12 protein-coding genes are annotated in these 12218 nt (G+C 54.0%); all 12 read right to left on the bottom strand.

Annotated elements, in window-relative coordinates; all coding sequences use genetic code 11:
- Positions 1–71 precede the first annotated feature (71 nt).
- The gene (gene glmU, locus AC6I8I_RS00060; RefSeq protein WP_497828214.1) at positions 72–1442 is read right to left on the bottom strand and encodes a bifunctional UDP-N-acetylglucosamine diphosphorylase/glucosamine-1-phosphate N-acetyltransferase GlmU; all 1371 of its coding nucleotides are present in this window, start codon (positions 1440–1442) and stop codon (positions 72–74) included.
- A 161-nt stretch (positions 1443–1603) separates the two neighbouring features.
- A complete protein-coding gene (locus tag AC6I8I_RS00055; RefSeq protein ID WP_312054953.1) occupies positions 1604–2023 on the bottom strand; it encodes a F0F1 ATP synthase subunit epsilon in 420 nt (139 codons plus the stop codon).
- Positions 2024–2047: 24 nt separating this feature from the next.
- Positions 2048–3445 (bottom strand): F0F1 ATP synthase subunit beta, encoded by a 1398-nt coding sequence (gene atpD / locus AC6I8I_RS00050; RefSeq protein ID WP_010258870.1) that lies wholly within the window; start codon positions 3443–3445, stop codon positions 2048–2050.
- 30 nt (positions 3446–3475) lie between these two features.
- The gene (gene atpG, locus AC6I8I_RS00045) at positions 3476–4342 is read right to left on the bottom strand and encodes a F0F1 ATP synthase subunit gamma (RefSeq protein WP_031376166.1); all 867 of its coding nucleotides are present in this window, start codon (positions 4340–4342) and stop codon (positions 3476–3478) included.
- A 52-nt stretch (positions 4343–4394) separates the two neighbouring features.
- On the bottom strand, positions 4395–5936 hold the full coding sequence (gene atpA / locus AC6I8I_RS00040; RefSeq protein WP_069728658.1) for a F0F1 ATP synthase subunit alpha: 1542 nt from the start codon (positions 5934–5936) through the stop codon (positions 4395–4397).
- A gap of 14 nt (positions 5937–5950) precedes the next feature.
- Positions 5951–6484 (bottom strand): F0F1 ATP synthase subunit delta, encoded by a 534-nt coding sequence (atpH, locus tag AC6I8I_RS00035; protein ID WP_031376168.1) that lies wholly within the window; start codon positions 6482–6484, stop codon positions 5951–5953.
- 14 nt (positions 6485–6498) lie between these two features.
- Positions 6499–6969, bottom strand: a complete 471-nt coding sequence (gene atpF / locus AC6I8I_RS00030) for a F0F1 ATP synthase subunit B (RefSeq protein ID WP_031376169.1) — start codon at positions 6967–6969, stop codon at positions 6499–6501.
- Between the two features lie 105 nt (positions 6970–7074).
- The gene (atpE, locus tag AC6I8I_RS00025; protein WP_003849523.1) at positions 7075–7314 is read right to left on the bottom strand and encodes a F0F1 ATP synthase subunit C; all 240 of its coding nucleotides are present in this window, start codon (positions 7312–7314) and stop codon (positions 7075–7077) included.
- Positions 7315–7418: 104 nt separating this feature from the next.
- Positions 7419–8237 carry a F0F1 ATP synthase subunit A gene (gene atpB, locus AC6I8I_RS00020; RefSeq protein WP_031376170.1) on the bottom strand — a complete coding sequence of 273 codons (819 nt, stop codon included), beginning with the start codon at positions 8235–8237 and terminating at the stop codon, positions 7419–7421.
- A gap of 8 nt (positions 8238–8245) precedes the next feature.
- Positions 8246–8626 (bottom strand): F0F1 ATP synthase subunit I, encoded by a 381-nt coding sequence (atpI, locus tag AC6I8I_RS00015; RefSeq protein WP_031376171.1) that lies wholly within the window; start codon positions 8624–8626, stop codon positions 8246–8248.
- A gap of 713 nt (positions 8627–9339) precedes the next feature.
- Positions 9340–9957 carry a 16S rRNA (guanine(527)-N(7))-methyltransferase RsmG gene (rsmG, locus tag AC6I8I_RS00010; RefSeq protein WP_312054957.1) on the bottom strand — a complete coding sequence of 206 codons (618 nt, stop codon included), beginning with the start codon at positions 9955–9957 and terminating at the stop codon, positions 9340–9342.
- 47 nt (positions 9958–10004) lie between these two features.
- Positions 10005–11894 carry a tRNA uridine-5-carboxymethylaminomethyl(34) synthesis enzyme MnmG gene (gene mnmG, locus AC6I8I_RS00005; RefSeq protein ID WP_312054958.1) on the bottom strand — a complete coding sequence of 630 codons (1890 nt, stop codon included), beginning with the start codon at positions 11892–11894 and terminating at the stop codon, positions 10005–10007.
- Positions 11895–12218 lie beyond the last annotated feature (324 nt).

Raw genomic sequence — 12218 nt, 5'->3', positions numbered from 1 at the left:
CCCGAGCCTTGTAGAGAGTGGGGATTATAGTTTTGGCACTGCATCGGCCCGCATGAAGCGGGCCGTTAAAATTATTTTTTCTTCTGTGGGCGCTGCCAGTCCGCTTTGTGATTCTGCTCTTTACGGTTGTAGACCAGTCCCGCTTCGGTGACATCTTTCATGATGGTGGTGCCCGCCGCAATGGTAGCACCTGCCGCCACGCTGACCGGCGCCACCAGCTGGGTGTCCGAGCCGACAAACACGTTATCACCGATCACGGTTTTTGATTTATTCGCGCCATCATAGTTGCAGGTAATGGTGCCGGCCCCGATGTTGACGTTAGCGCCGATCTCCGCGTCGCCCAGATAGGAGAGGTGACCCGCTTTCGAACCTTCGCCCAGACGGGCTTTTTTCATCTCAACGAAGTTGCCGACATGGGCGGCATGTGCCAGCTCACTGCCGGGACGCAGTCGGGCGAAAGGTCCGACGGTACAGGCGCTGGCCAGATTCGCATCCTCGATCACCGAATAAGGGCTGATTTCGCAATCGTCGCCAATCACGCTGTTTTTGATGATGCAGCCCGCGCCGATTTTTACCCGATCGCCCAGCGCCACCTGACCTTCAATGATGACGTTGGTGTCGATTTCCACATCCCGGCCGTAGGTCAGGGTACCGCGCAGGTCAAAGCGGGCCGGATCGCGCAGCATCACGCCCGCCAGCAGCAGGCGCTCAGCCTGTTCAGTCTGATAAGTGCGTTCCAGCGTTGCCAGCTGCAGACGATTATTCACGCCATCGGTCTCACTGATGCGCGTCGGATGAACCGCCTCAATCACCCGGCCTTCCTGATGCGCCAGCGCGATGATATCGGTGATGTAGTATTCACCCTGCGCGTTATTGTTGGTGAGCTGCGCCAGCCAGCGTTTTAGATCGCCGCCGTTGGCGATCAGGATACCGGTGTTGATTTCAGTGATGTGTAGCTGCTCTGGCGTGGCATCTTTCTGCTCGACGATGCCGACAATGGTGCCGTTCTCGCGCACGATGCGGCCATAGCCGGTCGGATTCTCCAGCACCACGGTGAGCAGGCCGATGCCGCCCTGCGGTTTGGCCTCACGCAGGCGCTGTAACGTCGCTTCAGCGATCAGCGGTACGTCGCCGTAGAGCATCAGAATGTCTTCATCGTCAGCGAAGCAGGGCGCGGCCTGCTGCATGGCGTGACCGGTGCCGAGCTGCTCGGCCTGCAGCACCCAGTTGAGGGCGCTGTCGGTGAGGGTGGCTTTAAGACGATCGCCGCCGTGACCATAAACCAGATGCACCTGCTGCGCGCCCAGTCCTTTGGCCGCGTCAATCACATGCTGCACCATCGGTTTACCTGCCAGCGTATGCAGAACTTTTGGCAGATCGGAATACATACGGGTGCCCTTGCCAGCGGCAAGGATCACCACACTCATCGCACTGTTAGACATATCTATCCTGAGTGAATTTTTACGGGTGAAAGTAAAACGGTTTGAGGGTGAGATTACTACATTTTTCTCAGGCCGAAATTAGGCGGGAGGGCGCAGATGACCCGACAGACAAAAAAAATGCCAGCCCGAAGGGCTGGCATTTCGTGACGCATAAAGCTGGATTACATCGCTTTTTTGGTCAGTTCGATCACGCGCAGTTTAGCAATGGCTTTCGCCAGCTCCGCAGAGGCCTGAGCATAGTCCACGTCACCGTGGCTGCTGTTCATGTGCTCTTCTGCTTTGCGTTTCGCTTCCAGGGCGCGGGCTTCGTCCAGATCGGTACCGCGGATAGCGGTATCGGCCAGAACGGTGGTGCTGCCCGGCTGCACTTCCAGCACGCCGCCAGAGAGGTAAATAAACTCCTCTTCGCCGTGCTGTTTCACGATACGGATCATTCCAGGCTTAATGGCAGTCAGCAGCGGCGCATGGCCAGGGAAAATCCCTAACTCACCTTCGCTACCTGACACCTGAATTTTCTGTACCAGACCAGAGAACAACTGATTCTCTGCGCTGACCACATCCAGGTGATAAGTCATAGCCATAATCTTCCTCCCGGGAAACCGTTATTACAGTTTCTTCGCTTTTTCCACGGCTTCTTCGATGGCACCAACCATGTAGAAGGCCTGCTCTGGCAGGTGGTCAAACTCACCTTCCATGATGCCTTTAAAGCCACGGATAGTGTCTTTCAGCGTAACGTACTTGCCCGGAGAACCGGTGAAGACTTCCGCAACGAAGAACGGCTGAGACAGGAAGCGCTGAATCTTACGCGCACGTGCCACCAGCAGTTTATCTTCTTCAGACAGCTCGTCCATACCGAGGATGGCGATGATGTCTTTCAGCTCCTGGTAACGCTGCAGCAGTGACTGAACGCCACGCGCTACGTCGTAGTGCTCCTGACCCACAACCAGTGGATCCAGCTGACGGCTGGTAGAATCCAGCGGGTCAACAGCCGGGTAGATACCCAGAGAGGCGATCTGACGGCTCAGCGTTACCGTTGAGTCTAAGTGCGCAAAGGTGGTTGCTGGTGACGGGTCAGTCAGGTCATCCGCAGGGACGTAAACGGCCTGTACGGAGGTGATTGAACCGGTCTTGGTGGAGGTAATACGCTCCTGCAACACACCCATCTCTTCGGCCAGCGTTGGCTGGTAACCTACCGCAGATGGCATACGACCCAGCAGTGCAGAAACTTCGGTACCGGCCAGGGTATAACGGTAGATGTTATCGATGAACAGCAGAACGTCACGGCCTTCATCACGGAATTTTTCCGCCATGGTCAGACCGGTCAGTGCCACGCGCAGACGGTTACCCGGCGGCTCGTTCATCTGGCCATACACCAGGGCAACTTTGTCGATAACGTTGGAGTCGGTCATTTCGTGGTAGAAGTCGTTACCCTCACGAGTACGCTCACCCACACCGGCAAACACTGAGTAACCTGAGTGTTCAGCCGCGATGTTACGGATCAGTTCCATCATGTTGACGGTTTTACCTACACCCGCACCACCGAACAGACCCACTTTACCGCCCTTGGCGAACGGACACATCAGGTCGATAACCTTGATGCCGGTTTCCAGCAGTTCCTGCGAGTTAGACTGATCTTCATAAGAAGGTGCCGCGCGGTGAATAGAGGCGATCTCTACTGCGCTGCCATCTTCTTCTTTCAGCTCGCCTTTCATGTCGATTGGCTCGCCGAGAACGTTCATGATACGGCCCAGGGTCGCTTTACCGACCGGAACCTGAATCGGTTTCTGCAGGTCGTTGACGCTCAGACCACGCTTCAGGCCGTCAGACGTACCCATTGCAATGGTACGGACCACGCCGCCGCCCAGCTGCTGCTGAACTTCCAGCACCAGACGCGCATCACCATTCATAACCTCGAGGGCACTGTACACTTGCGGTACCGCGTCCTGAGGGAATTCGACGTCAACAACGGCGCCGATAATCTGGACAATCTTTCCAGTTGCCATCTTGAATCCTCTACCTAATTCCAAACCTGGTTAAACCGCGGAGGCCCCCGAGACGATCTCGGTAAGTTCCTGGGTGATGCTGGCCTGACGAGCTTTGTTGTACACCAACTGCAGCTCTTTGATCAGATTTCCGCCGTTATCGGTTGCGGCTTTCATCGCTACCATACGTGCGGCCTGCTCACTGGCCAGATTTTCCACCACACCCTGATAAACCTGCGATTCGACGTAACGACGCAGCAGGGTATCCAGCAGCGCTTTCGGATCGGGTTCGTACAGGTAATCCCAGGTCTTCGCCTTCATCTCTTCTTCACCTTCCGCTGGCGGTAACGGCAGCAGTTGGGTAATGGTCGGAGTCTGAGACATGGTGTTATTGAACTTGTTACTGACGATCATCAGTTTGTCGATGCGGCCTTCATCATAAGCCTGCAACATCACTTTTACCGGGCCAATCAGGTCAGACAGGGTCGGTTTATCGCCCATGCCGCTGACTTGCGCCACGATGTTGCCACCAACAGAACTGAAGAATGATGCCCCTTTAGAACCGATAATCGACAGATCGCTCTGCACGCCTTTATCGGACCAGGACTTCATATCTGCCAGTACTTTCTTGAACAGGTTAATGTTCAAACCACCACAAAGCCCGCGGTCAGTTGAAACGACCAGGTAGCCGACGCGCTTAACGTCGCGCTCTTGCAGGTAAGGGTGCTTGTATTCCAGATTACCCAACGCAAGGTGACCAATCACTTTGCGCATGGTGTCTGCATACGGACGGCTGGCCGCCATGCGTTCCTGCGTTTTACGCATCTTGGAGGCGGCGACCATTTCCATCGCTTTGGTGATCTTCTGCGTGTTTTTCACGCTTCCGATCTTGCTTCGTATCTCTTTTGCGCCGGCCATTAGCTTCTCCTCAAAGCCTTGCGGCCTGCCTTTTCAGACAAGCCGCCAGACATTACCAGGACTGGGTTGCTTTAAACGTATCGATCAGGCCTTTCAGCTTGGCTTCGATATCGTTGTTGTAGTTACCCGACTGGTTGATTTCAGCCATCAGCTCGGCGTGATCGCGATCCGCGAAGGCCAGCAGTGCAGCTTCAAAGCTGCCAATTTTTGCCAGCTCAACGTCGTTCAGATAGCCACGCTCGGCCGCGAACAGAACCAGACCCTGCTGCGCGACTGACATCGGCGCATACTGTTTCTGCTTCAGCAGCTCGGTGACTTTCTGACCGTGGCTCAGCTGTTTACGGGTTGCATCGTCCAGATCAGAGGCGAACTGCGAGAACGCCGCCAGTTCACGATACTGTGCCAGCGCGGTACGGATACCACCGGACAGTTTCTTGATGATCTTGGTCTGTGCAGCACCACCAACACGCGATACCGAAATACCTGGGTTAACCGCCGGACGAATACCGGAGTTGAACAGGTTCGATTCCAGGAAGATCTGACCATCAGTAATCGAGATTACGTTGGTCGGAACGAACGCAGAAACGTCGCCCGCCTGGGTTTCGATGATCGGCAGTGCAGTCAGTGAACCGGTTTTACCTGTCACGGCACCGTTAGTGAAACGCTCAACATAATCAGCGCTTACGCGTGATGCACGTTCCAGCAGACGGGAGTGGAGATAGAACACGTCGCCAGGGAATGCTTCACGACCTGGTGGACGGCGCAGCAGCAGAGAAATCTGACGGTAAGCAATCGCCTGCTTAGAGAGATCATCATAAACGATCAGCGCATCTTCACCGCGGTCACGGAAGTACTCACCCATCGCACAGCCTGCGTACGGAGAGAGATACTGCAGGGCAGCGGATTCAGAAGCAGAGGCCACCACAACGATGGTGTTCTGCAGCGCGCCGTGCTCTTCCAGCTTGCGAACCACGTTAGAGATGGTTGAGGCTTTCTGACCAATCGCAACGTAGACGCACTTGATGCCTGAGTCGCGCTGGTTGATGATTGCATCGATCGCCATCGCGGTTTTACCGGTCTGACGGTCACCGATGATCAGCTCACGCTGGCCACGGCCGATTGGAATCATCGCATCGACCGACTTATAACCGGTCTGAACCGGCTGGTCGACTGACTGACGGTCGATAACGCCTGGTGCAATCACTTCAACCGGTGAGAAACCGTCGTTGTCAATTGCGCCTTTACCGTCGATTGGTGCACCCAGGGTGTTCACCACACGGCCCAGCAGACCACGGCCTACCGGTACTTCCAGAATACGGCCAGTACACTTCACCTTCATGCCTTCGGCGAGGTCAGCGTAAGGACCCATTACCACTGCACCTACTGAGTCACGCTCGAGGTTCAGGGCAATCGCGTAACGGTTGCCCGGCAGGGCAATCATCTCACCCTGCATCACATCGGCCAGGCCGTGTACGCGGATGATACCGTCACTTACAGAAACAATCGTACCTTCGTTGTGAGCTTCACTCACGACATTGAACTGAGCAATGCGCTGCTTGATCAGTTCGCTGATTTCGGTGGAATTCAGTTGCATATGCTCCAGTCCCCTTAAGACTGCAAGACGTCAGCCAGACGGTCAAGACGGCCGCGTACGCTGCCATCAATAACCAGATCACCCGAACGGATGATCACGCCTGCCATCACAGACTTATCAATTTTGCAATTCAGCTTAACTTTGCGTGACAGACGTTTTTCCATCGCGGCGCTGATTTTATTCAGCTGGTCGTCACTCAGCGTACTGGCGGAGATAACATCAACTTCTGCGGTGGCTTCATAAGCGTCACGCAGGTCGATGAATTGGGCCAGTACTGCCGGAAGCGCTGTCAAACGTCCGTTTTCCGCCATCACCTTAATCAGGTTCTGCGCGGGTTCATCCAGTTGATCACCACAGACTGCGTTAAACGACGCTGCCAACGCTTCGGGTGCTAACGCACCTGAAAGAAGATCAGCCATCTGTTCATTGCGAGCCACTTCTGCGGCAAACGCCAGCATCTGTTGCCAGCGTTCAATACTTTGATGCTCAACAGCAAAGTCAAAAGCTGCTTTGGCGTAGGGGCGAGCTACAGTAATCAGATCAGACATCAGCCCCTCCCTCCTTACAGTTCAGCGACCAGTTTATCAACGATGTCGCTGTTAGCAGCTTCATCCACGGAACGTTCGATGATCTTCTCGGCACCGGCCATAGCCAGCAACGCGACTTGCTTACGCAGTTCTTCACGAGCACGTTTGCGTTCGGCGTCAATCTCAGCCTGCGCTTGTGCCACGATGCGAGCACGTTCGTTATCAGCTTCGGTTTTGGCTTCGTCCAGAATCTGCGCGCGACGCTTGTTCGCTTGCTCGATAATGACCTGAGCGTCTTCTTTAGCTTTTTTCAGCTGGTCGGTCGCATTAGCCTGCGCGAGATCCAAATCTTTCTTCGCGCGTTCAGCAGAAGCAAGGCCTTCAGCAATTTCTTTCTGGCGCTTTTCGATGGCAGCCATAATCGGCGGCCATACGTACTTCATGCAGAACGCGACAAACAGGATGAACGCGATGGCCTGGCCGAGGATTGTTGCATTAATGTTCACAGCACAATGCCTCTAATTGAGTATTTAACTTTTCTGCCGTTATCAACGATAAGCGGCAGAATCCGTTCACCCTTGCACACTGTGCGCTGAGTGAACACAGGAGCTTTAGGCGACAGCAAACATCACGTAGAGACCCAGACCAACAGCGATCATCGGGATTGCATCCACCAGACCCATTACAACAAAGAACTGCGTGCGCAGCAGAGGAATCAGGTCAGGCTGACGAGCAGCGCCTTCCAGGAATTTTCCTCCGAGGATGCCGATACCGATCGCAGCACCGATTGCCGCCAGGCCCATCATCACAGCGGCAGCCATGTACAGCAGATCCATATTCAGGTTTTCCATGACAGTCTCCAGTTTGTTTCAGTTAAATGCTCCCTTCATCTTCCGGGCTGCAGCCTGATGGCTGTCACCCGGAATAGAGAGGGAAAGTAGTGTTGAGAAAAAAATCAGTGTTCTTCAGATGCCATCGACAGATAGACAATCGTGAGGACCATGAAAATGAAAGCCTGTAGCGAAATGATCAGGATGTGGAAAATGGCCCACGGCACATTCAGCACCCACTGCGACCACCACGGCAACAGACCGGCAATAAGGATAAAGATCAGCTCACCCGCATACATGTTGCCGAACAGTCGTAAACCGAGAGAAACCGGTTTAGACAGCAGGCTAACACCTTCCAGAATCAGGTTGATCGGGATGAAGATCGGGTGGTTAAAAGGCTGCAGCGTCAGCTCTTTAGTGAAGCCGCCAATGCCTTTCATTTTGATGCTGTAGAACAGAATCAAAATAAAGACGCCCAACGCCATTGAGAGCGTGATGTTCACGTCTGCAGACGGCACGACGCGCAGCGCCGGCAGGCCCAACCAATGCTCACCGATATACGGCAGCAGATCGATTGGCAGCAGATCCATGAAGTTCATCAGGAAGACCCAGACAAAAATTGTCAGCGCCAGCGGGGCGATAAGTTTGCTCTTACCGTGATACATGTCGCGCACGTTGTCATCAACGAAGCCGACAACCAGTTCGATAGCCGCTTGTAATTTCCCTGGCACACCGCTGGTAGCTGTTTTAGCTACTTTACGGAACAACACCAGGAAGATGAATCCCAGCACCAGAGAGAAAAACATGGAATCGATATTTAATACCCAGAACGTCGCGGGAGCGTCGTGCGGATTCACTAACTCGAAAGTACGCAGGTCCAGCTGAAGGTTATTCAGGTGGTGTCCTATGTATTCTTGCGGAGTAGAGATTTCTCCTGCAGCCATGATGCCTCTTACCCTTTGTTGTTAATTACCGCCGGTGCCAGCATTTGTACCACCAGCACCGATAACCAGGTTATTCCGACCGGCCAGAAAACCGCCCCGAATAGACCCAACGCCACAATGAGCAAAATGATGGTCGCGAACACTTTGGCTATTTCACCCAAAGCGAAGCTCCACGCGACTCGCCCCGAAGCCGGGGTTTGCCCCTGCAGGCGCCAGGCTAAAAACAAAAACAACACGTTCGGCAGCCAGGCTGCCGCTCCGCCAGCTACAGCAGAGACGCCCCAGGTGACATCTTTCAGGGCAAAGAGTGCGCCGATGATGACGATTGTCACCAGCTGAATCATCAGCACTGTCCGGGCGAATTTTACACTGTAAAGAGACACTGACATGACGCTGATACTCTCCTGCCCCATTCGGGGTATGTCGCGTGTCGTATAAGACTGCCTTTACGCATTTGAGTCAAGCAGCAAAAGCCGTGCAAATTATACGGGCCGCACCTGCGATTTCAATCGGTAAGTAGCGAAAAGGTGAACAATTATTTAAATTTCTTTCCGGAGGGCTATTTTTCCAAACATCCCCCGCTAAGGATTGGCCATTTTCCGGCTGAAAATTGGCTGGCGACTTGCTTTTAAAGCGTGCTTTAGATCACATAATAAGCATTCACGCCGCCAGGACTTTTCTCAGTATGCTAATTGCCAGCCTTACACATACCCAATTAAACCAACAAAATCATGATATTGAAAATAGATCGTCCGCCAGAAAAGCCTATTTACGCTAAAAACACGCTATTGACATCGAACTGTGCATGAGAAACGTGAAATTCATATTACGCACGCCAGGTAATTACCTTGATATATTTTCTGACGTGACTATTTTTATTCCGTTAGTCCGCTATACAAGTGATCTTTGTGCTAACTAAATGTGAATTAAACGTTAAATGTAACAGAGTTTTTCGGATAATTTCCGACGGCTTTTTTAACTTTTCGCCGTCAGAGGCTTAATGAAAATCCGTTATTATTAGCGCATCAAATGCACTTTTTTTGACCAGCCAGCGGGATAAGGCAAAATGCCGCAGCGGGTTAAATCCTTACGTATTTCAGGCTTATTGCTGACGAAGGATCACCAGGTGACGGTCGCCTTCCAGCTGCGGGACCTGCAGTTTAATCACCTCATCACAGCGATAGCCTGCCGGTAAGCTGGCGATTTCATCATCCGGACGAACACCTTTAAGGGCAAAAAAGCGCCCTTCTGCCCCGGGCAGATGATGACACCAGTTCACCATGTCAGTCAGCGAGGCGAATGCCCGGCTGATTACGCCGTCAAACGGCGGCTCTGCCGGGAACGCTTCAACCCGGCTCTGCACCGGCGTAATGTTAGTGAGTCCTAACTCATGCTGCACCTGACGCAGGAAGCGCACCCGCTTACCGAGGCTGTCGAGCAGCGTAAAGTGCGCATCAGGCATCACAATCGCCAGCGGTATGCCTGGCAGGCCCGGTCCGGTACCGACATCAATAAAGCGTGAACCGATCAGGTGTGGTGCCACCACAATGCTGTCGAGAATATGGCGAACCAGCATCTGTTGCGGATCGCGCACTGACGTCAGGTTGTAGGCTTTGTTCCACTTGTCCAGCAGGCCGACATAGGCAACCAGCTGCTGTTTTTGTTGATCGGAGAGGGAAATCTTGGCTGCCTGCAGCAGCGAGGTGAGTGTGTTGATCACAGCGTAAGTCCAGTCAGCGGGGGCGAGTCGCCTCGCCCCGTTTCAGGTCAGGCGCTTTTGCGCAGCAGACCCTGTTTTTTCAGATAAATAAGCAGAATAGAGATCGCCGCCGGCGTGATGCCGGAAATGCGCGTCGCCTGACCAATCGAGGTGGGTTTGTGGTCATTCAGCTTGGCGATCACCTCATTCGACAGGCCGTTGACCTGGCGATAATCCAGATCCACCGGCAACAGGGTGTTCTCGTTGCGCTGCTGACGATCGATCTCTTCCTGCTGACGCGCAATGTATCCTTCATATTTAACCTGAATCTCAACCTGCTCCGCCGCCTGCTCATCAGCCAGCGCCGGGCCAAAGGTATCCAGCGTCATCAGGGTGAGATAGGTCATTTCCGGACGACGCAGCAAATCTTCGCCGCTGGCTTCTTTGGTCAGCGGTGCGCTGAGGACGGTGTTCACCTCGGCAACGCGCTCCGATTTAGGGTGTACCCAGATATCGCGCAGACGCTGACGTTCCTGCTCAATTGCTTCCAGCTTCTGGTTGAAACGCGCCCAGCGGGCATCATCGACCAGGCCCAGGGCACGGCCGGTTTCGGTCAGACGCAGATCGGCATTATCCTCACGCAGCATCAAACGATACTCGGCGCGGGAGGTAAACATGCGGTACGGCTCTTTAGTACCGAGGGTGCAGAGGTCATCAACCAGCACACCGAGGTAAGCCTGATCGCGACGCGGGGCCCAGCCCTCTTTGTCGGCAGACTGCCGCGCGGCGTTGAGGCCGGCCAGCATCCCCTGCGCGGCGGCTTCTTCGTAACCGGTGGTGCCGTTGATCTGTCCGGCAAAGAACAGACCGTTAATGAATTTGCTCTCCAGCGTCGGTTTCAGATCGCGTGGATCAAAGAAGTCATACTCAATGGCATAGCCCGGACGCACGATCTTCGCATTTTCCATGCCCTGCATCGATCGTACGATCTGGATCTGTACGTCAAACGGCAGGCTGGTCGAGATGCCGTTCGGGTAAATTTCGTTGCTGGTCAGCCCTTCCGGTTCCAGGAAGATCTGATGGGCGTTACGATCGGCAAAGCGCATCACCTTGTCTTCGATTGACGGACAGTAACGCGGGCCGATCCCTTCGATGATCCCAGCGTACATCGGGCTGCGATCGAGGTTATTGCGGATCACTTCATGGGTTTTTTCGTTGGTATGGGTGATCCAGCACGGCACCTGCTGCGGATGCTGAGCGGCATTGCCCATGAACGAGAACACCGGCATCGGGTTATCGCCATGCTGCGGCGCCAGTACGCTGAAGTCGATACTGCGTGCGTCAATGCGCGGCGGTGTACCGGTTTTCAGGCGATTAACCCGCAGTGGCAGGGCACGCAGACGTTTTGCCAGCGGAATGGAAGGTGGATCGCCAGCGCGACCGCCGCTGTAGTTATCCAGTCCGATATGAATTTTACCGTCGAGGAAGGTCCCTACCGTCAGCACTACGGTCTTCGCCCGGAATTTCAGCCCCATCTGGGTAACGGCACCGACGACCCGATCGTTTTCCACAATCAGATCGTCGACCGCCTGCTGGAAGATCATCAGGTTGGGCTGATTCTCCAGCGCAGTGCGAACCGCCTGCCGATAGAGCACGCGATCGGCCTGAGCACGGGTTGCCCTGACGGCCGGGCCTTTGCTGGCGTTTAGTATCCTAAACTGGATGCCAGCCTGATCGATTGCATGGGCCATCAGACCCCCCATGGCATCCACTTCCTTCACCAGATGTCCTTTGCCAATGCCACCGATCGCCGGGTTACAGGACATTTGTCCAAGCGTATCAATGTTATGGGTGAGTAACAGGGTTTGCTGACCCATTCGGGCTGCCGCCATTGCGGCTTCGGTGCCCGCATGACCACCACCAATTACGATGACGTCAAAAGGATCCTGATAAAACATGAAGTGGTACCTCGGTTGATAAACGTGCCGGATCGTCGTCCTGGGGCGTGGATTCTACTCAAATTCCGTCTGGGGTGAAAGCCGCGGGATCGTCCGGTTTTAAAAGAAAGGATCTTAGATCTGTATATGATCTTTCTGTTAGATCTCTTATTAGGATCGCCGGTTTCTGTGGATATGTGCCAGAACAGCTGTCAAATCAGGTGATTACTTAGGATCACTAGTTGTTAATGATCGGTGATCCTGATCCGTATAAGCTGGGATCTAAATGGCGACTTATGCACAGCTCAAAAAGCATACTACGGTTATTATTTGGATAACTACCGG

The sequence above is a fragment of the Pantoea sp. X-Soil-YNGN-775 genome (genome assembly GCF_059730575.1).
This window is presented reverse-complemented; position numbering and strand designations above follow the sequence as displayed.